The sequence below is a fragment of the Flavobacterium magnum genome, from assembly GCF_003055625.1.
GTDB classification, from domain to species: Bacteria; Bacteroidota; Bacteroidia; order Flavobacteriales; family Flavobacteriaceae; genus Flavobacterium; species Flavobacterium magnum.
Genome location: NZ_CP028811.1, coordinates 3,097,636 through 3,118,512, shown reverse-complemented (window position 1 = coordinate 3,118,512; position 20,877 = coordinate 3,097,636). Strand labels below are relative to the sequence as shown.

At 33.0% G+C, this 20,877-nt stretch carries 26 protein-coding genes; all 26 read right to left on the bottom strand.

Features of this window, described 5'->3' with window-relative positions; genetic code table 11:
- Positions 1-5: 5 nt before the first annotated feature.
- Entirely contained in the window at positions 6-866 is an 861-nt protein-coding gene (locus HYN48_RS13385) for a hypothetical protein (protein ID WP_146171791.1), read from the bottom strand.
- A 187-nt stretch (positions 867-1,053) separates the two neighbouring features.
- Positions 1,054-1,623, bottom strand: a complete 570-nt coding sequence (locus HYN48_RS15200; protein WP_146171790.1) for a hypothetical protein — start codon at positions 1,621-1,623, stop codon at positions 1,054-1,056.
- A 465-nt stretch (positions 1,624-2,088) separates the two neighbouring features.
- A complete protein-coding gene (locus tag HYN48_RS13370) occupies positions 2,089-3,318 on the bottom strand; it encodes an FRG domain-containing protein (RefSeq protein ID WP_108372526.1) in 1,230 nt (409 codons plus the stop codon).
- A 146-nt stretch (positions 3,319-3,464) separates the two neighbouring features.
- Positions 3,465-3,896, bottom strand: a complete 432-nt coding sequence (locus tag HYN48_RS13365; protein ID WP_108372524.1) for a DUF5412 family protein — start codon at positions 3,894-3,896, stop codon at positions 3,465-3,467.
- A 420-nt stretch (positions 3,897-4,316) separates the two neighbouring features.
- Positions 4,317-4,622: a type II toxin-antitoxin system RelE/ParE family toxin gene (locus HYN48_RS13360; protein WP_108372522.1), complete on the bottom strand. Its 306-nt coding sequence runs from the start codon at positions 4,620-4,622 to the stop codon at positions 4,317-4,319.
- Positions 4,606-4,845: a hypothetical protein gene (locus HYN48_RS13355; RefSeq protein WP_108372520.1), complete on the bottom strand. Its 240-nt coding sequence runs from the start codon at positions 4,843-4,845 to the stop codon at positions 4,606-4,608. Before HYN48_RS13355 ends, HYN48_RS13360 begins: the two co-directional genes overlap by 17 nt.
- A 212-nt stretch (positions 4,846-5,057) precedes the next feature.
- Positions 5,058-5,540, bottom strand: a complete 483-nt coding sequence (locus HYN48_RS13350; RefSeq protein WP_108372518.1) for a hypothetical protein — start codon at positions 5,538-5,540, stop codon at positions 5,058-5,060.
- A gap of 248 nt (positions 5,541-5,788) precedes the next feature.
- The gene (locus HYN48_RS13345) at positions 5,789-6,289 is read right to left on the bottom strand and encodes a hypothetical protein (protein WP_108372516.1); all 501 of its coding nucleotides are present in this window, start codon (positions 6,287-6,289) and stop codon (positions 5,789-5,791) included.
- A 182-nt stretch (positions 6,290-6,471) separates the two neighbouring features.
- On the bottom strand, positions 6,472-7,380 hold the full coding sequence (locus tag HYN48_RS13340) for a hypothetical protein (RefSeq protein WP_108372514.1): 909 nt from the start codon (positions 7,378-7,380) through the stop codon (positions 6,472-6,474).
- A 186-nt stretch (positions 7,381-7,566) separates the two neighbouring features.
- Positions 7,567-7,953, bottom strand: a complete 387-nt coding sequence (locus HYN48_RS13335) for a hypothetical protein (RefSeq protein ID WP_146171789.1) — start codon at positions 7,951-7,953, stop codon at positions 7,567-7,569.
- 410 nt (positions 7,954-8,363) lie between these two features.
- A complete protein-coding gene (locus HYN48_RS13330) occupies positions 8,364-8,867 on the bottom strand; it encodes a hypothetical protein (RefSeq protein ID WP_108372510.1) in 504 nt (167 codons plus the stop codon).
- Between the two features lie 169 nt (positions 8,868-9,036).
- Positions 9,037-9,603: a hypothetical protein gene (locus HYN48_RS13325; protein WP_108372508.1), complete on the bottom strand. Its 567-nt coding sequence runs from the start codon at positions 9,601-9,603 to the stop codon at positions 9,037-9,039.
- Between the two features lie 170 nt (positions 9,604-9,773).
- Entirely contained in the window at positions 9,774-10,676 is a 903-nt protein-coding gene (locus HYN48_RS13320; RefSeq protein WP_108372506.1) for a hypothetical protein, read from the bottom strand.
- A gap of 154 nt (positions 10,677-10,830) precedes the next feature.
- Positions 10,831-11,256: a DUF2489 domain-containing protein gene (locus tag HYN48_RS13315; RefSeq protein WP_108372504.1), complete on the bottom strand. Its 426-nt coding sequence runs from the start codon at positions 11,254-11,256 to the stop codon at positions 10,831-10,833.
- A gap of 185 nt (positions 11,257-11,441) precedes the next feature.
- A complete protein-coding gene (locus HYN48_RS13310) occupies positions 11,442-11,870 on the bottom strand; it encodes a hypothetical protein (RefSeq protein ID WP_108372502.1) in 429 nt (142 codons plus the stop codon).
- A gap of 171 nt (positions 11,871-12,041) precedes the next feature.
- The gene (locus tag HYN48_RS13305; RefSeq protein WP_108372500.1) at positions 12,042-12,569 is read right to left on the bottom strand and encodes a hypothetical protein; all 528 of its coding nucleotides are present in this window, start codon (positions 12,567-12,569) and stop codon (positions 12,042-12,044) included.
- A gap of 188 nt (positions 12,570-12,757) precedes the next feature.
- Complete coding sequence (locus tag HYN48_RS13300) at positions 12,758-13,123, bottom strand: hypothetical protein (protein ID WP_108372498.1); 366 nt, start codon at positions 13,121-13,123, stop codon at positions 12,758-12,760.
- Between the two features lie 179 nt (positions 13,124-13,302).
- Positions 13,303-13,713 (bottom strand): hypothetical protein, encoded by a 411-nt coding sequence (locus HYN48_RS13295; RefSeq protein ID WP_108372495.1) that lies wholly within the window; start codon positions 13,711-13,713, stop codon positions 13,303-13,305.
- Positions 13,714-13,926: 213 nt separating this feature from the next.
- Positions 13,927-14,181, bottom strand: coding sequence for a hypothetical protein (locus HYN48_RS13290; RefSeq protein WP_108372493.1), 255 nt, complete (start codon positions 14,179-14,181; stop codon positions 13,927-13,929).
- A 1-nt stretch (position 14,182) separates the two neighbouring features.
- Positions 14,183-14,368: a hypothetical protein gene (locus HYN48_RS13285; RefSeq protein ID WP_108372491.1), complete on the bottom strand. Its 186-nt coding sequence runs from the start codon at positions 14,366-14,368 to the stop codon at positions 14,183-14,185.
- A gap of 233 nt (positions 14,369-14,601) precedes the next feature.
- On the bottom strand, positions 14,602-15,312 hold the full coding sequence (locus tag HYN48_RS13280) for an endonuclease/exonuclease/phosphatase family protein (RefSeq protein ID WP_108372488.1): 711 nt from the start codon (positions 15,310-15,312) through the stop codon (positions 14,602-14,604).
- 213 nt (positions 15,313-15,525) lie between these two features.
- Positions 15,526-16,053, bottom strand: coding sequence for a hypothetical protein (locus HYN48_RS13275; RefSeq protein ID WP_108372486.1), 528 nt, complete (start codon positions 16,051-16,053; stop codon positions 15,526-15,528).
- 414 nt (positions 16,054-16,467) lie between these two features.
- On the bottom strand, positions 16,468-16,800 hold the full coding sequence (locus HYN48_RS13270) for a DUF3024 domain-containing protein (RefSeq protein WP_108372484.1): 333 nt from the start codon (positions 16,798-16,800) through the stop codon (positions 16,468-16,470).
- A gap of 661 nt (positions 16,801-17,461) precedes the next feature.
- Positions 17,462-17,932, bottom strand: a complete 471-nt coding sequence (locus tag HYN48_RS15195) for a hypothetical protein (RefSeq protein ID WP_146171788.1) — start codon at positions 17,930-17,932, stop codon at positions 17,462-17,464.
- A complete protein-coding gene (locus HYN48_RS13265) occupies positions 17,919-18,719 on the bottom strand; it encodes a hypothetical protein (RefSeq protein WP_146171787.1) in 801 nt (266 codons plus the stop codon). The genes HYN48_RS15195 and HYN48_RS13265 overlap by 14 nt, the downstream gene beginning before the upstream one ends.
- Positions 18,720-18,938: 219 nt before the next feature.
- The gene (locus tag HYN48_RS13260) at positions 18,939-20,705 is read right to left on the bottom strand and encodes a leucine-rich repeat domain-containing protein (protein WP_108372479.1); all 1,767 of its coding nucleotides are present in this window, start codon (positions 20,703-20,705) and stop codon (positions 18,939-18,941) included.
- Positions 20,706-20,877: the final 172 nt, after the last annotated feature.

Below are 20,877 nucleotides of genomic sequence, written 5' to 3'. Positions count from 1 at the left end.
TCGTTCTAGAAAGGAAAATCATCATCATATGGCAAAAAGCATTTTTTCTCAATCTGTTTATGAATGTACTCGACTAGCATATTTACATCATTAATAATAAATAGAATCTCTTTCTCTGAAACTTCCTGTAGACGATCATTTTCACCGACTCCGCTTTTGTGAACAAAACTATGACGTTTTTGGATGTAAGTGGCGACATTTTTAATTTTATCAAATTTATCAATTTCGAAATCGAAAATGTTGAAGATGCTAATAAGTTTTGGAATATTGTGATAGATGAAATTGTCCAAATCATCTCTAACTTTTAATTCAAGGTTATTGAATTTTTTAAAGATCTCATGTAATGAAATTTTTTCCTTTGTATAAGGTTCATATGAAGAAGTAAATTTTTCAAGAGTGTATTCAGAATGAAAAACAACTTGTGCAAAAATTTCACTTAGGTAAGTTTCTAAGGAAGTAATAACTCCTGAATAGATTAATCTGTATAACGCTTGATCAATGATATGTTCTCCTGAACTAAGTTTCAAAATCTTTTCCAATCTTTCGATTTGTAGATTGTAAAATCTCTTCGACTTATCAGGAGTTGATGTTTCATATTCCTCTAAATGAATTTTTTCACTAATTTTTAAAGATCCGAATAATTCGTCAAAAAATTTAATCTCTAATTTATTGCTGTCGAATTTTAATGTGTATTCATAAGGCTCTTCACAATACAAACAATAAAGTACACCGTCACTTTGGATTATTATTTCTGGAGTCTTAAAATTAATATCTAATTCAGATGAAAATTTGTTACCACATTTATTACAGTAAACTTCTACACACATGTCATTGTCTGACATAATTTCCATGCTAAATGTGCTCATAAGTTGATTTTACGGGTTTCGTTTTTAAGAATGACCGCTAACGTCCGGCGGCTTCACGTCAGTTGCGGCTTTTGGAACTGAGTACTCTCGGCTGGACAGAACGAAGTTATGGAAAAAGGCGGTTCATTTTACAAGGGAAGTAGCAATTGCGTGAAACCGCTGTTGTGCGACGTTTTAATTTTTGGGATTAGGTAATATAAAACATTATGATTATCATTGCTAAGATAAGTAAATTTCTAAATCTATTTATTGTTCCTCTTGAAGGATGAAAATACTCCCCACTATCACCTAAAAAATCTAAAAAACCAAAAAGTTTGCTGTCAGTTTTCTTTGAGCCAATGTCGATTGCACTTTCAGCTAAATCTCCGAGAAATCCACCACCAACAGTTTTAGAAGCCTTATTCTTGACTGCTTGTTTTGCATTTCCATAACCTTTAGTAATTGTATCTTTTCCGCTTTGTAAAAAGCCTCTATCTTCATTTTCTTGATTCTCGTTAACTTTAATCCAGAAATACCAAACAATACAAAAAGTACTCAACAAAAATAACGCTTTAGTATAAGTGTCAGTATAAATTGGAACAGTAGATAAAAAATAATTGAATGCGATATTTGAAATTACTAATGTCCATAATGGACTATTAGATCTGTCTTCTTTGAGATTACTTCCTAAAGAAACCAAATAACATAAAACAACTACTATTAAAGTTAAATAAGATAGGAAAGTGAATTTTTGAAATTGTGAAGTGATAATATCCATGTTATTTATATTTTAAGTTTACAGAGTCGGAGCATGTTTTCCTTTTGAGTTTCCATTTGGATGCCTAGGACAAGAATTAATCGTTAAACTCGAAATACTTGATGCAGAGGTTCCACAATATTTACAACTGTACTTTGATTTTTCACTTCCTTCATAAAGTTTATGCTTACCTTTCGAATTTCCTAATGGATGGCGTGGACATGAATTGATTGTTAAACTTGAAATACTTGACGCTTTTACACCGCAGTATTCGCAATAGAAATTTGACATATTATATATAATTATTGGTTATTAAGTTCTTATTTTGGTAGCTGCGCCTAAAATGTCGCACAACGTCCGGCGGCTTCACGTCAGTTGCGGCTTTCGAAGCTGAGTATTCTCGGCTGGACAGAACGAAGTTATGGAAAAGATGTTTCATTTTACAAGGGAAGCAGCAATTGCGTGAAACCGCTGTTAGGCGAAGATTTAATATTTGTTCTTTAAATATTCTGTGCCATTTTCAATTTCCGGAAATAATGATTCACTGTTAATTCCTAAGCTTTCTAAACTTTTTAAAATAGCTGATTTACTATTGTTATCAATGAAATATCTTACAACAACTTTTCCCTTTTTATATATAGAATTGATACTAGCTGGTTTATCCATCACATAGTTGATGCCGAATAAAAAGAAATATCCAGCTTGCCTTTTAATTCTACTATTATTATTTATAGGCTTGACTATTAGTGTTTTATTTAAATCTGAAGGCTGCATTTCCGGCAAGAAATAAGGTTTTTCCTCCTTTATCAGATGGAGTAATTTTAAGCCTGGCAATGAGCCATTAAATTCTAACATTGTCAAATTGCTGTCTAAGTCTCTTTCGGCTTTAGCTAAATTAGAAAGAATGCTTACAGTATCACTATCATAATATTTAATATTTTTTTCTTCAGGTGTAAATACTAAAATTTCTCCAGGAAAATCTTTTTGAGCAGGATCGTAGCATGCAAAATAAAGCGCGACTAACGGATTTCTAGTTATATCTAATAGCCGTGTTGGAAGTCCGTAATGTTGCATTATTGTTAATTTTTCAAATGTTGATTTTGTATTGAGAAATTCTTCAGAATTCCTAATAATAATTTCTCTAAACATTTTATGCTCATTTTTTTGCCAACCATTCCTATAAATAGATGGTATTACATCCCAATGAATATTTGAATGCCCACGATAAAATATATTATCATTTTTTGAAAAATTTCTAGTACTTATATTTATAAAATTTTCAAGAGATTCAACGAAATTTATTTCTAGCTTCCTTGGATTATAAATATAGCGGTCGCGTTGCAATTTATATGTCTTATATTTATTTAAGATGTAATTTTTAATTAACTCCCGCACTTGTTTTGTATATCTGTTGTCATAACCTTTTTCTTCGAGAAACAACTGATATTCAATTAAAGTAATAAATTTCGCTCGTAATTCATTTTTGATTGCGGCTGGACCAGTATTATAATTTTCTAGTATGTCAAGTACCAGTTTTAAAGTATCGATTTTGCTATTAGATTTAACTGATGGAGCGGACAGAGTAATAGGAACACTATTAATGATTTTTTCAATATCCTCATTGACAAAAATCAATTCATCTGATAAAAATACAAATCCGTTTATCCGTAAATGAGATAAAATAAATTTATCTATGTAAGTTGTTAATCTTTTCATCGTCGTGATTAAAATTTTCGCCTAACGTCCGGCGGCTTCACGTCAGTTGCGGCTTTCGAAGCTGAGTACTCTCGGCTGGACAAAACGAAGTTATGGAAAAAGGTCGTTCATTTTACAAGGGAAGCAGCAATTGCGTGAAACCGCTGTTAGCGGTAGTTTTTATTGTATAGAATCGTGATTCCATCTAATTTATTTTCCTTTTTAAATATTCTAATTTTTGAATCGTAAGTGATCAATACTTTGTTATTGTTAAGCCAAGTAGCTTTTAAATACACATTTCCATTTTCATCGATTTCTGCATCACCGTAATTTCTATCCGCAGAAAAGATATTTCCCTCATCATCGTGTTCCAATTCAAGATTATGTCTTAAAAGACTAACCTGTGTCGAAAAATCTGTTGTAGCGCCACAGTTTCTTTCGAAAACCAAAATCTTGAATTGCTTATTTGGTGAAAAAAATGTACTTGCAACTTTATTTCCACATGGATTCATATCATAGAAAACTAATGCCCAAAAAGCAATAAACCCTATGATTACTAAAGTAATCATGATCAATACTATTTTTAGTGCTTTTTTCATACGTGGTTTTAGAATCCTGCGCGGCTAAAATTACCGCTAACGTCCGGCGGCTTCACGTCAGTTGCGGCTTCTGGAACTGAGTACTCTCGGCTGGACAAGACGAAGTTATGGAAAAAGGTGGTTCATTTTACATGAGATGTAGCAATTGCGTGAAACCGCTGTTATGCGTTGGTTTTAATATTGATCCCAAGACAACGTAAACGTATGTAATCACAAGCCAATCACCCAAAACCAAATAGGAGCGAAGCTCCAACTTTCAACGCAACAAAAATCACGCATAACGTCCGGCGGCTTCACGTCAGTTGCGGCTTCTGGAACTGAGTACTCTCGGCTGGACAAAACGAAGTTATGTAAAAAGATGTTTCATTTTACAAGGGAAGCAGCAATTGCGTGAAACCGCTGTTATGCGATGGTTTAATTTTACTTCAGTTTTCTCTTTTTAGGGCTTTGGCGATTAGAAAAGAATGAGAGGATTTCAATTGTATTGTCGTTTACTCGATAATACAAAGTGTTATGATTTGCAACAATAACTCTGCGAATTTCTTTTTTAATTTCTGAAGCCTGGAATAAGTTAGGATTGTGAGAAAGCAAGTTTAGTGTTTCCTCAATTGCCCAAGCGAGGTTTCGCAATTCTCTGTCAGTCCAATTTTCCTGAAGATATTCGATTGTTTTTTCTAATTCTCCTAACGCAAAATCTGTCCAAAGGATTTTATAACCATTTGTCATAAAGCTGTCTTGCTTTTGAGTGTGAATTTAATTTTCCAGCTTCAGCATCTTGCAATCCTTTTTCAACAGCTTGTTTTTCATTCTCAGAAATCGAACTCCACCAATCCTGATTTTCCTGTTTTTTCAAGTCTATAATTTTATTAAGTACTGACATGTCCTCAATAGTTGATAGCCATTGGATCAATTCTAACTTTTTGCTTTGGATGTTTAATTCAGCTTTCATGTCTAAATAAATTACTTCTTCAAAAGTACATTTTAATTTTGAAGGTTGTACGTCACGCTGCGTTAAAACTATCGCATAACGTCCGGCGGCTTCACGTCAGTTGCGGCATTTGAAACTGAGTATTCTCGGCGTGGACAAAACGAAGTTATGGAAAAAGTGCGTTCATTTTACAAGGAAAGCAGCAATTGCGTGAAACCGCTGTTAGCGGCAGTTCATGTTCTTGTCAACTTTCTTGATGTTACTATTAGAGCCAGAAGATTTAAAGCTAGAAGATAGTAGCCATATTTTATTTGATTAAGATCATCAATTCCGTCACCTACTATCAATATAGCGATTGAGGAAAGAAGTAATAATAGATTTATTGTAGAAATTCTAAAAATGATAGAATAGTTTTCTTTAAATAAAAAGTAGAATATTCCCACCGAAAGTGATATTATAAATAGGAAACACAACGAGAAATAAGAAGTCAAATCTTTAAAGTCGGATAATTCAAATTCTTTAAATCCAATAACGCCAATTTGGTAAGCATTTACTGTGAAATCTTTCTTTGACTTTTCAAGGTCAGATTTACGATTTATTTGATTCGCTATTTTCAATGAATCATTTTTCTGTTTTAAAACTTCAGGACCTAACGCTGGATCAATGACAATTGCTTCTGGATATTGCTTTTTTAATATATTTGAGCATCTGAACACGTTTGAAAAAACGGAAAAATGCAAATAACAAATGTCAAAAGCGCAAAAAGGCGGATTAAATTTTTCATAATTTGGTCGTTATAGTTGATTTCGGCGGGTGAATTGCCGCTAACGTCCGGCGGCTTCACGTCAGTTGCGGCTTTCGAAGCTGAGTATTCTCGGCTGGACAGAACGAAGTTATGGAAAAAGATGTTTCATTTTACAAGGAAAGCAGCAATTGCGTGAAACCGCTGTTATGCGAAGTAAAATTAGTCAACCTTTACGTAAGATGGATCATAATAGTTTTCTGGAGAGTCATCCATTAACAATTCATGTTTTGGTTCTGATGTATTTAATGTGCCATCAAATTTTATCGCAGTAAGTTTATTATTCTTTATGCGATATCTACGATATGTCGTGTTAATATCTGCTTGATGTTTCCGTAATTCATTGTTATCGTAACTTGTTTCGTCGTCTACGTAAATATGTAAATCTGGTTTTAGGTCGATTGACAATATTAATCTGTCAGGCATGTTTTTTCGTCTCAAAGTGTCATAGATCATTATTGGTTCTAAATAAAGTATATTATCCTTTTCTTTCCATATCCCTTTTTGCCAATAAGCAATGTGCCCAACTTGAAAAAAATGAAGAAAAGATTTATCCTTATTTAATGTCATTTTTTCGCCGGCTAGATTTACATATTCACCAGTTAGATCATGAATAAAAAATGTAGAAATTGCAAGAGAAAATAATAGAAAAATCTGCTTCATTTGGTTTCAGGATTTGTATTTATTTCGCATAACGTCCGGCGGCTTCACGTCAGTTGCGGCATTTGGAACTGAGTACTCTCGGCGTGGACAAAACGAAGTTATGGAAAAAGGTTGTTCATTTTACAAGGGAAGCAGCAATTGCGTGAAACCGCTGTTAGCAGAAGTTTTTAGATGTTTAGTCTTTATTTTTTTAAAATTTCTAAATCACTCACTTTTGCAGTAGCAATTATTTTTTCGACTAACGGTTTTAAATAGTATCTCCTACCTTCTAATTTTTCAAAATCTACTTCGCTTTTATTTCCATAATATCTTACTTTAACAAGTAATTGATAACCATTGCCCAATTTTTCTACAGTATATTGGTAATTATTAGTAATTCCATCTTCTAATTTATCTTCCCAAATATATGTACTTCTGTACCCATTTATACCATAGATGGTAGCTCTATTTAATTCCTTTTTATGAAAGAATATTTTCCTCAATTTATTTTGATCGTCAACCTGTTCAACTTCACTCCCGACAACAACATTTTCAAAATCTTTTTCAAAATCAAACTCAACGTTATTTTTATTATAAACAGGGAGATAAATGTAAATATCTGCTTTTACTCCATCTGGACTGACATTTTGAAACTTATGTGCACTGAGCATCGTAAATATTAAAGGGTTTGGAATAACATATTCAATATTGAACTCTTTAAATCCAGTATTCTCTCGAATTTTTTTTAAATTTTCTTTACTATTTTTATCCTCCTTCCATATCTTATCTTTGCTAGAAATAGTGAACCAACTGCCATAATCATAAGCTTTTAAAGGATCTGCTGCAATTTGAAGCGCAATCTCCTTTTCACGTTCATCTTGAAATCTTTGTAGTTCTAATCTATTTTTTTCGTTCTGAGCATTTGCAAGTTGTAATGCACCATAATCAATAGTTGTAATTGTTTTATATTCGTAAACATTTCCACTTATATTATGGTTAATATTTGCATTCACATCAATATTTGAGTTTGTATTAATATTGTAATATCCAGAATATTGTGAATACAAAATACAGTTTCCTAGTGTTAAAAAAAATAAGATTGCTTTTTTCATGGTGTTTACTTATTGGTTTCTCCTATCGTCACATAAAATTTCTGCTAACGTCCGGCGGCTTCACGTCAGTTGCGGCTTTCGAAGCTGAGTATTCTCGGCTGGACAGAACGAAGTTATGGAAAAAAGAAGTTCATTTTACACGAAAAGCAGCAATTGCGTGAAACCGCTGTTGTGCGTTCGTTGCTGTTAATTGCAGCTTTGAGTTCCCCAGTCAGTATTACCACGGCCAGGATGACATTTCCAATTTCTTGATATTTTTTTGACATGCCATTTATTTACTATCCTTTTTGCAATCATGATTATTTTTTCTGCTCCCTGAACATCATCTCCTACATCGTTATTAATAAGTGTTATTTCGAAAACTTTATTATCGATTTCTTTTTTAGTGATTTGCAAATTTGGTTTTCCTTCTGATGCAGGAAAATTATAGTAAATCGTAATCAATTCTTCTGGAGATTCAATGCTGGTATTTTGAGCAATATCTGCATTGAATTTTTCTGTGTCCATTTGCTCGAATGACTCTCCGCAAGAAACTAAAAAAGTAAATAGATACAAGCTAAAAAAATATCTCATGAGTTATTGGTTTCAGGTTTCGTTGCAATGACGCACAACGTCCGGCGGCTTCACGTCAGTTGCGGCATTTGGAACTGAGTATTCTCGGCGCGGACAAAACGAAGTTATGGAAAAAAGAAGTTCATTTTACAGGAAAGTAGCAATTGCGTGAAACCGCTGTTATGCGTTGGTTTTAATATAGATCCCAAGACAACGTAAACGTATGTAGTCACAAGCCAATCACCCAAAACCAAATAGGAGCGGAGCTCCAACTTTCAACCCAACAAAAATCACGCATAACGTCCGGCGGCTTCACGTCAGTTGCGGCTTTTGGAACTGAGTACTCTCGGCGTGGACAAACCGAAGGTATGGAAAAAGAAGTTCATTTTACAAGGAAAGCAGCAATTGCGTGAAACCGCTGTTACCTGCTGTTATGAGTACAGCGTGAAATAGATTAATGTAATTATACAAATAAAAACTGTACTGAATGCCAATAGAAAATCTAAATATTTATTTACAACAAAAATACTTAGTAATGTTACGAATGCACACGCACTTATGATATAGGCAAATAAGCCATAATATAATAGTGATAATGGACGTTTTTCGGAATCAAGCGATACTTGGAAATATTTTACTTTAGAAAAAAGAAAAGTTTTAGTGATATATATTTTGTGACCGATTTCGACAATGTCATTTTCCGGAAAATTATATAAATAATATTGCTTACCACTTTGACATTCCAAATAGTATCTTATTTCCGTTTCCCCACCGTATTTTGGATGATATGCTGCTTCTTTTACTGAAGCATCGAATGATGCAAACTTTTCCTCAACTATATTATCAGATGGAATAAAAAAATCGGTGTACATAATAGTTAAGAGGACGAGGTTTAAAATAATTGGAAATCTTAACTCATGATTCTTAATTTTCATTTTTAGCGGGATTTTTGGTATAATAGCAGGTAACGTCCGGCGGCTTCACGTCAGTTGCGGCTTTCGAAGCTGAGTACTCTCGGCTGGACAGGACGAAGTTATGGAAAAAGGTGTTACATTTTACAAGAAATGCAGCAATTGCGTGAAACCGCTGTTAGCCGTAGCCACATTAGTTCATCAATCCCGATAATGAATGAAAGCGTTTCCATTTATTATTTATTTTCTTGTATATTTCTATAGATCCACCTAACGAATGCGGACCAGTTGAATAGTTGCTGGAAAAAATCACATAATTTTTGTCCTTTGAGAATATCGGAAGTTTTATGTAAGCTAAACATGTTAACGGTCCATACTTCATCCGAATCTTTTCCCAAAAAATTTCGTCAGTTTTACTTTCTAAACGCATTTTGTTTATGTTGTGCTTGGTTATTATTCTGTCGCATTTAGTCTTTTGTATATTTAACTTAAAATCGGTGGCTTTTTTCATTTGTTTTCTGAAAAAGTCCACATCCTCAGTGCTGAATATTGAATCCAGTTTATACGTCTCGATGAAGTTTTTATCATATGGTGTATCATTTTCAGAATAATAAATTGTGCCTTTCGGGGCACAATTTTGTAATGAGTTGATAACACTATACAAATCATTTTCAGAAATTACTCCATTTTCAGATTCCGTATTTTTTACTTCTTTGCAAGATAAGCTCGATAAAGCTAGAATAAATAAAAATTTCCTCATTTGGTTATACGCGACTTTTGGATTGGTTACGGCTAACGTCCGGCGGCTTCACGTCAGTTGCGGCTTTCGAAGCTGAGTACTCTCGGCTGAACAAAACGAAGTTATGGAAAAAGCGGTTACATTTTACAAGAAAAGTAGCAATTGCGTGAAACCGCTGTTAGCAGATGTTTTTATAAATTGTCCAAGTATTTCTTTAAATTTTCTTCGATCTTTTTCTTTCCTGCAATTGTATTTTCATAAAATAATGTACGGAAACTAGATAAATCGAAAGGAAGTTTTTCTCTTTTGCGATCGCATAATAAAATGGTCGGTTTTCCAATCGCATGAGAATAACCAATTTCATAAAAAACATTCGGATTATCAGGTGTTATTTCCGCAATAACAATACTCGATTCAATTATTGAATCAATAATATCTTTTAGAATTGGCGTTGAAGTGTAAAACTCATCTGCTCTAACACATTCCAATCCGCGATTATCGACAACCGGTTTTATAACCTCATTATACAATTCATTGTATTCATTGGTAAATTGCATAATTACAAAAACTTTTGGTTTAACTGCTTTAATTTTAATTTCATAAACCTCCAGTTCATCTTCAGAAACTATTCTCAACATTACAGGTCCTTCCTTTATGCTTACTGTTGCTTCACATAATAAAATTTTATTGACATAAAGTTTTAATTGAGAGCCATAAATTGTGATTTTCATTACATGCTCTTTGTCGAGAGCATAAAATTCTGATTTGCTAGCACTAGCTAATTTTTCTCCTGATCTAACACCTCCAGAGATAACAAATTCTTTATCATAATATGACAATCCTACTGTAATGTAATCATCGTTAATTGTTGGGAGCAAAAATAAAATACCTGTAGAAAATGTGTTCCTAGTAAACTTGACTTCGATTTCGCCATTTGCAAAAAGATTTTCAGCTCTTACTTCAGCATGAGCAAATTCTTCTGCTAAAACTTTTTTCGCTTCTTTTTGTGTTTTAGTTTTATTTTTGAGAGTGATTCTTCCATCATTTTCTACAACATCTAAGCCATTTATGATGGCAAAAGTTCTAATTTCCATATTTTGAGGTCGGTTGGTTAAAATATCTGCTAACGTCCGGCGGCTTCACGTCAGTTGCGGCTTTTGGAACTGAGTATTCTCGGCCGGACAAGACGAAGTTATGGAAAAAGGCGGTTCATTTTACAAGAAAAGCAGCAATTGCGTGAAACCGCTGTTAGCAGACGTTTTTGATATATTCAAATTTTTCAATGATTTCTTGACATTTTTCCAGCACAGATTGTTTATATTGATCATTAATTGAATCTAACTCAATATCAAGTTTAGCCAAATACTGTTTGTTATAGTAATTTCTTTCATTCGCAATTGGATATTTGGAAAACGCGCTATAAAAATTATCAAACACTTTTAAATCAATATTTTCCAGACAACTAATTCTTTCAATATCAGAAATAAACCATCTCATTTTTATACAGCCTGAATGTATATTAATTTGCCCAGTTACAATCGCAATTGCATTTGAGCGCATTTTTTTAATCAATCGATTACGTCTCAGTTCTTCAAATTTATTCATTTCTGGTGAAGAACTTTTTTGAAATAATTTGACAGCGTTATCTTTTAACGTCTTTAATATTCTCATCATCTAACACATTCGTTATTCTTAGCACGATTTTCCAAAATGTCTGCTAACGTCCGGCGGCTTCACGTCAGTTGCGGCTTTTGGAACTGAGTACTCTCGGCTGGACAGAACGAAGTTATGGAAAAAAGAAGTTCATTTTACAAGGGAAGCAGCAATTGCGTGAAACCGCTGTTACCTGCAGGTTTTGATTAAGTGTTCTCAATTTCCATTTGACGAATTTCATTTTTATTTAGAAAGAGGTCAAACAATATAAATATGGTTATTATCAAACTGCCTAACATAAAATAAGTAGATTCTAATTTAAGCGGAAGTAATTTCATTAATAACGATACAATCCAGATTATAAACAAATTAAGATTGAACAAGCCACATAGCACATAGAAAAAATTGTTTTTCAAAAGTTTTTTTCTTTTGGTTCTAAAAATTGTGAGTCTTAAAATAACAGCAATTATTCCAATTGCTAGCGCAGCAAAAACACTGTCTATAAAATTAAAGAAAAGAGTAAGACTGCTCATAGAATATTTAGTGGCATTGTAATAGTCAAAAAAACTGTACAAAGTCCAAATATTAATTGCTACAAGCGCAAGTGCAATATTTTTATAAAGGCGTTCTTTCATCGCGATTCGGTTTAAACTTGCTGGTAACGTCCGGCGGCTTCACGTCAGTTGCGGCTTTTGGAACTGAGTACTCTCGGCTGGACAGAACGAAGTTATGGAAAAAGCGGTTACATTTTACAAGAGAAGCAGCAATTGCGTGAAACCGCTGTTAGCTGAAGTTTCTAAGTCAAATTACGAATCACTATATTTCAAATCTGCTCTCATCTCCTGAATTATTTCATTTTCAATTGCTTTAAAATCAGCACTTCTTAAGCGATTAGAAACTTCTAAAGCTTTATGCGCAGCTTCTGATAGTAGCTTTGGATCTACGCCAGGTGTTTTATAAACTGAATATGCGTGAAAAATTTCAAAACATTCTTGATATTCTTTATTTAGTTTCTCAATCATATTTAAAATAGAAGGTTTTATGAAAGGTTGATTAACTAAATAATAATTTATAAAATCATTGGATTCTTTAAACAAGTCCATCGCCATATCTTCATTACCCATAATACCATATTGTTGAAGTTTGAATTTGAAATTATAAATCTTTTTAAGTAACTCTCTATGAATTTCTATTTTCTCTTTAAAAATCCCAGAATAGGCGATTTTATATGTTTCTAGATTTTCCTCCCATTTTGTTTTTATCCAAGTAAAAAAAATAACATTTAATGCCAACGTAATTATTCCAGTTAGTAACGCGTTAAAAATGACTTCCATAATTGGTTGATTTGAAATGTTAAATTTGGTCAGGATTTTTAATGAAATTTCAGCTAACGTCCGGCGGCTTCACGTCAGTTGCGGCTTTTGGAACTGAGTACTCTCGGCTGGACACAACGAATTTATGGAAAAAAGAAGTTCATTTTACACGTAAAGTAGCAATTGCGTGAAACCGCTGTTACCGGCAGTTAATGTTTTATAAACCCAACCCAAAATATTTTTGTCTTGTCTTTGGGATAATTTCTTTTGCAAATTTCAATTCCTATTTCCCGCAACTTTTTGTTTACTTGATCTCCAATTGAAACAGAATAAATTGAATCATTTTTGTATTCACCAACTTTTTCCATCAATTCTCTTGGACATTCTTGTACAATAAATACAACTTCGCCTTTTCTACTTTTTTCTTGCAACTCAAATTTCAATACTCCATATGACTTTTGGTAACCGCAATATGCAGGAATTTTACTTGCGTCATAATCTACTAGTTTAGCACGATAGACTTGAGCAAAAAATAGATTTGGAAATACTAATAAAATATACAATAATCTTTTCATGTTCGTTTCTTTTACCGTCGCTGATTAATTGCCGGTAACGTCCGGCGGCTTCACGTCAGTTGCGGCATTTCAAACTGAGTACTCTCGGCTGGACAGAACGAAGTTATGGAAAAAGGTGGTTCATTTTACAAGAGAAGCAGCAATTGCGTGAAACCGCTGTTAGCAGCAGTGTTATCTTTCTAATCAAATGCATTTTTAGAATAAATTGCAATTTCAATTCCAATACATAATTTTCCCGCTAAAACAATTAGTGCTTTTGGCAAATGGTCATTTTGATTAACTATATTTTTATCTAATCGAGAGTAAATTGGAAAATCTAAATAAGCATTACTTATATTATGAGTTGATAAAAGAATATTTAATTCTTCAAAATGCTTTTCTAAAAAAAGAATTGCATCTCCAACTTGGCCTTTTAAATCGTCCCATTCTTTGTCTGAGACATCAAAAGATATTTTATAATCTTCATTGACAATTTTTTTAGCCTCATTTTTGTAATCTCCTTTTTCAGAGATGCTATAAACAGGAACTTCCGTTGTCTTGGCAAACGATGCGAAAGATTCATTATCACTATATATTTTTAATAGACACATTTTATGTTTTCGTTCAGTTTGACTTCGTCACGCCAACATTGCTGCTAACGTCCGGCGGCTTCACGTCAGTTGCGGCTTTCGAAGCTGAGTACTCTCGGCTGGACAGAACGAAGTTATGGAAAAAGCGGTTACATTTTACAAGGAAAGCAGCAATTGCGTGAAACCGCTGTTACCTGAAGTTCGTGGACAGAGTTTGCTTTCTAAATTCTTCCTCTAATCTTCGAGTTTTAAAACTTCATCTGGACCTAAAAGTTCCAGATCTTTTGCGACGAGGTCTATAGTTGTAAAAAAGATAACACTTGACGAAGCTTTCCCATAACAAAATACGTTAAAAGTATGATCGTTTAATTCTTCAATCTTTATTTCTGTAATAGGTAATGATTTTGCTTTAGCCTTACTTAAAGGTTTGCCAATAACTTTTCCCAAATAGTAATTAGCTATTTTCTGAGCTTCTTTATAAGTGTACATATTATTGAAGTTTTATCATATCAACAATTTCATCAACTGTTGTAGTAGTTTGTATCGTTTCACTTACGGTGGTAACAATGGCATTACCTCTATGAGCTTGACCAGTTGGCGTAAATTTAATTATATAATCAATGTTCAAAAAATGTTCTTTATCATTTACGTCAATCACCTTTATGAAACCTTTCATGTTTTATATTTTAAAATTTAAAGTAAATGTAAAAAAAAAGCCTGTCGAATGATGAATACTATTCAGGTTTGTGTAGCTCGATCGAATTTCAGGTAACGTCCGGCGGCTTCACGTCAGTTGCGGCTTTTGGAACTGAGTACTCTCGGCTGGACAGAACGAAGTTATGGAAAAAGCGGTTACATTTTACAAGAGAAGCAGCAATTGCGTGAAACCGCTGTTAGCAGATGCTGCTGTTACATGTCAAATTTCACAATTAAAGGTTTATGATCGCTTAGTTTTGTCCAATCTTGATATTTGCCAATTTCGACGTGTTCCAACAGCTTAATAAAATCTTCAGACGCAAAGCAATAATCTATATGATATGGTTTGCTTTCATTTCTATACATGTACAAAGTTGGGTGTTGCTCACTTCCTTGATTTTGGCTATAAAATTTGTGGTAAACACTAGTAATATTTTTTTCATTTAGTTTTTCTACTACCGTTGAATGATTTCCTTCACGACGTGGTTTATCCCAAATGGTATTGCTGTTGAAATCGCCAATTAAAATTGTTTTTGTAGAAAGCAATGAACTGTAGAAATTTATTGCTTTCCAAATTTGAGTAACATAGGTGCCATCCTTGTCTTGCGGATTGTTAGCCCAAACTGCAAATAAGGTAAAGTCAATTTTCCCGCCAGTAACTGCAATGGGCAAAATATTTTTAAAGTTATCGTTATGACAATCTAGTAACTCTAATTTATAATTGCTGTACGAGAAAACTCCAAGACCTTTATTCTGATTTTCACCATGCCAAATAATTTGTGACGGTTGCGGAATTCCAATTGGAAACTTTAAACGATCTGGATTTTCACATTCAGGAACTATTAAAATATCGGGAGCGTGCTTTAAAATAAATTCCGCTTTATTTCTGAAAGCCATATTACAGTTCCATGTGATAATTTTCATAAGACTTTACACGTGATTTTGGTTGCAGTTTCTGCTAACGTCCGGCGGCTTCACGTCAGTTGCGGCTTTTGGAACTGAGTATTCTCGGCTGGACAGAACGAAGTTATGGAAAAACGAAGTTCATTTTACAAGGGAAGCAGCAATTGCGTGAAACCGCTGTTAGCCGTAGCCAAATTAGCTCATCCATCCCGATAATGAATGAAAGCGTTTCCATTAATTATTTATTTTCTTGTATATTTCGATAGATCCACCTAACGAATGCGGACCAGTTGAATAGTTGCTGGAAAAAATCACATAATTTTTGTCCTTTGAGAATATCGGAAGTTTTATGTAAGCTAAACATGTTAACGGTCCATATTTCATCCGAATCTTTTCCCAAAAAATTTCGTCAGTTTTACTTTCTAAACGCATTTTGTTTATGTTGTGCTTGGTTAATATTCTGTCGCATTTAGTCTTTTGTATATTTAACTTAAAATCGGTGGCTTTTTTCATTTGTTTTCTGAAAAAGTCCACATCCTCAGTGCTGAATATTGAATCCAGTTTATACGTTTCGATGAAGTTTTTATCATATGGTGTATCATTTTCAGAATAATAAATTGTGCCTTTCGGGGCACAATTTTGTAATGAGTTGATAACACTATACAAATCATTTTCAGAAATTACTCCATTTTCAGATTCCGTATTTTTTACTTCTTTGCAAGATAAGCTCGATAAAGCTAGAATAAATAAAAATTTCCTCATTTGGTTATACGCGACTTTTGGATTGGTTACGGCTAACGTCCGGCGGCTTCACGTCAGTTGCGGCATTTGGAACTGAGTACTCTCGGCTGGACAAAACGAAGTTATGGAAAAAAGAAGTTCATTTTACAAGGAAAGCAGCAATTGCGTGAAACCGCTGTTATGCGTTGGTTTTAATATTGATCCCAAGACAACGTAAACGTATGTAGTCACAAACCAATCACCCAAAACCAAATAGGAGCGGAGCTCCAACTTTCAACACAACAAAAATCACGCATAACGTCCGGCGGCTTCACGTCAGTTGCGGCTTTTGGAACTGAGTATTCTCGGCTGGACAGAACGAAGTTATGGAAAAAGGTGGTTCATTTTACAAAGTGAGTAGCAATTGCGTGAAGCCGCTGTTATGGGCTGGCGCAATTATCCCCAAAAGCAATTATATTCATCCTTTTCGATTAATCTAATAAAGTCAAGAAGATTTTCAACTATAGGCATTGGTTTGTAAGAGTGCCATTTCAAATCAGCACGACGCCAAAAGACTTTCCAATGATTATCTTTTTTTACAAAAGTTGCCTTTGCAACATTACTTTCAATTTTCTGTTTTGGATCTTTCCAATGCGGCGTAACCTCAAAAATTATCACGCTTTGCTTTTCAATCCTGTAAGCAATGTCAATTTTTGATCTCAGTTCTTCGCTCGGACGAATATAAGATAAGTAATTGTCAAGTTCTTCTATTTCTAAGCTTGCGATCATGTTTTAAGTGTTGATTTCGTGTTCGTTGCGCCGCGCTTGCCCATAACGTCCGGCGGCTTCACGTCAGTTGCGGCGTTTGGAACTGAGTACTCTCGGCTGGACAAAACGAAGTTATGGAAAAAAGAAGTTCATTTTACAAAGAAAGCAGCAATTGCGTGAAGCCGCTGTTACAGGCTGTTGCGACACAGGCGCAAAATCACGCAAAGTAACCACAAAGAATTTCTACTGCGATAGTTTTTTTGAGAACCACGTTAAAGTTTAGAATTTTGAAAAGGAGATTTTCAGCATTTTTCAAGACAAAGAAATTGACAAAGACTTAAGCAGCAATACAGCCCAATTGAGCTTCGCAGAGATTTCTCGGCAAGAAGAAAAGTAAATGGAGATCAGAAAATCCCGGCCAAGGTTTCAAAACTGAGCCACAAAGTTGCTCTTTGAAAAATAGGAGAGAAGTTGATTTGTGATTACGCAAGCCGAGCCATTCAATTACGAAAATCGTCATTTCGGACACGGAGCAATTGCCTGTAACGTCCGGCGGCTTCACGTCAGTTGCGGCTTTTGGAACTGAGTATTCTCGGCTGGACAGAACGAAGTTATGGAAAAAGGTGGTTCATTTTACAAGAGAAGCAGCAATTGAGTGAAACCGCTGTTAGCTGTTGTGCCTTTAACTTGTAGCTGATTTTGTGACAAATTTAGAAAAAGTATGAAATAATAAAATGAAAGAAAGAAAAGATAAAATTGTGAAGTAGAAAATTATTGACTTTAGTAAGTCTGCTGTTGAAAAACTACAGAAATAGAATTGATATATTTTTCCGGTAAATTCTTTGGGCAAAAAATTAAAAGCAATTATTAGTCCAATTGTTGTGATAAAAAGAAATGTTGAAATTCTAAAATTATCAACTAATTTGTGTAAAAGTGTTTTTGAATTATCATTCGCGGATTCGACGGAATATAGAAATTTTGAAAATGGAGAAGTAGCAATGATTGATAAAGCGGTAATTGTGAAACCAGTAGTAATGGATAGAAAAGTTGCTATAACATCTAATGCAGCATTATTTAGTTCCAAGCGACATGCAATCCACAAGATAATTCCAATGGACAAGACAACTACTAAAGAATATTTAAATATTTTCACTTTCTATTTTTGTTCGTAATTTTAAAAATACATCTTCTGGATCAAACATTTCATCATCATCAACAATTGCTTCGACTTCAATTTTTCTGGAAAAACCTTCTGTATTGAAAAGCATTCCTAAATTATTATTATCCCTTCCCGAAATTACGATACTTTTTAATGCATTTTTCTGTCCAAAAATAGATTTAACTTTTTCTATCAAATAATCTGACGTGTATCTATTATTATAAGATAGAGAAAGTGTTGCAACATTGGCTTCATAACCATTTATTTCTTCACAAAGTTTATCACTTAATATTCCAGTTTGACTTAATAAATTTGGAACCGCTGAAACTTTTATTGTATCAAGCCTTCGCAGAGTTTCAACAAATTGAGTCTCGTCGTAAATATCTTTAGCGGTAATTAAAGTAGTTGGAAAATAATGTTTTAATAGCTCAATTAGAGCACTTCTTTTTTTTGAATTACTTATCCATAAAAAACTTGTATTAAAATCAATTATAGCAAATGTTTGCCTTGGCTCTATTTGATGCTTTTGTCTTGGATTTTCCTCTTCTTCATGTGTTTCAAGATTAAAAACTTTTGGATTTCTCGGACCTAACATTCCATCGCCGAAACTAAGTTTTAAGTACCTATCATCATAAACTATATTAAATGTTTGAACTTTCGTGTCAGTGTCATTTGTGCATTGACCTGGCGGTATTTTTTCTTTAAAAATATCGGGTAATAATTTTTCATCATTCATGTAGAGAAAAACACCACTAAAGATTAATTGCTTTTTTTGATTCATGATGGGTCTATTAAGTGCGTTCGAGGCGGCATAACAGCTAACGTCCGGCGGCTTCACGTCAGTTGCGGCATTTGGAACGGAGTACTCTCGGCGAGACAAAACGAAGTTATGGAAAAAGCAGTTACATTTTACAAGGGAAGCAGCAATTGCGTGAAACCGCTGTTGTGTGCTGTTTTTTTAATCACCCTTACTGTGGATTTATTTTAAATTAAAAATTAATTAATATTTATGAAAATTACTTAAATTTCGTAAGCCAAAATATTTCCACTCGCTAAGTTGCTTAAAAAAATAGTAGTACACTTTATATTTATCTACATTTATTTCTATAGCAAGCGTATTTTGATTTTGAATATTAAATAAGCCATTATTATAATTTTCTAAAAGTGTTTTACCAAAAAAAAGATCTTTTATTGGTGTGATTTCATTAAAACCTTCTCGAGTACAAATATATTTTAGCTTATAAATATCTTCGTGTTGTAGAGCATTATCGAATTCAATTAAAGCATTTTCTATTGTTGTAAGATCTATTTTTATTTTAGTTTTTTCAAAGCTATTTTCATTACAATCGCTATTAATCAAAAGATTTGGTGAAGACGCAGAAAATTTGATATTGTTTAGGAAAAAATTATCTACACAAATATATCTAACGGATTCGCTTAATAGGAGTTCTTTTAAATAAATATTTTTTAACACTAGGTTTTTAAGACTGTCATTAAAACGACAATTAAAATATACTAGATTTTCGAGATCTTCTAGGTGTATTTTTGTTATGTTATTCGAGCTACAATCGAGTTGTTCTATTTTTTTTAATTGATTAACATCAATTTTTTTTAATTTATTTGAGCTACAATTAATATTTTTTAAATTTCCAAAAATATCAAAATTTATACTTTCAAAATTGTTTTTACTGCAATCTAAACTTTCTAAATTTAGCATACCTTGAGTGGGTAAAGTTGTTAATTTATTAGAACTACAATTAATGCTTTTCAAATTTATCTCAGGCAAGCTCATTAAGTTATTTTTACTACAATCTAAACTTAATAAGTTGTTTACATTTTTAAAATCGAGGTTATTTAAATGAATATCAGAACAATTTACTATTTGTAAATTAGGTAAGTTTTCAAAATATAGATAACTGATGTTCTTTATTTCTGAATCATAGAAATAATCATTGTTTCTTGCATTAAAATATTCAAGATTGTTGTAATCACTAATTTTAATTTTATCATTACCTGAATATAAAGTCAAATCCTTTAGATTTTTTTTGATTTTAGATTCGATGGATTGTAGTAAATTATAATGGCAATGTAAAGATTTTAAACTGTCGGGAACAAAATTTATTATTTTCGTTTCTCTGTTTATACAAGAAAAATTGATAATGTTTTTAACACCTTTAAAATTTATTATTTTAAGCTTACCATTATTACCTCCAATTATGAAGTCAGACAGGGTTTTAATATTTTTGATATCAATTTTTTGGAGACTTAAATTGTTACTCCCAATCACTATTTTTTTTATTTTTATTAACTGGTTTAGATTTATTTCTTTAAGGTTTAGGTTGTTATCCCCAATTTCAATATAAGACAGATTTTTTAAATCATTTAGTTTGATACTGACAATTTTGCTATTATTAAATTTTAGGGCGTCTAATTTATTAAGTTTAGTCAGGTGTAAATCTGTAATATCTAAATTCTCAAAAGATAAGTATTCTAAGTTTGTAAAATTTTCTATGCCTTTTAAAGAAGACGTATTTATTTTTAATTTAGTTAGATGCAATACTGTAACTTTTTCGGCTTCTGATTTTTGAATTAAATTGTCTCCGTTTTCATCAATGTACTCATACTTATTATTTTCGTAATTATAAAAAACTTTTTCATTAATTAATATTTTTAAAAAGTTTTCATCAAAATTATTGAGAGATAAATCCTCTTGGCAATACACATTACCCTGTAATATAAATAAACTGAATAATAAAAATAATTTCATTTTTTGATTGTAAGTTTCGGTGTAGCTCGAAAAATAGCACACAACGTCCGGCGGCTTCACGTCAGTTGCGGCTTTTGGAACTGAGTACTCTCGGTTGGACAGAACGAAGTTATGGAAAAAAGAAGTTAATTATACAAGGGAAGGAGCAATTGCGTGAAACCGCTGTTATGCG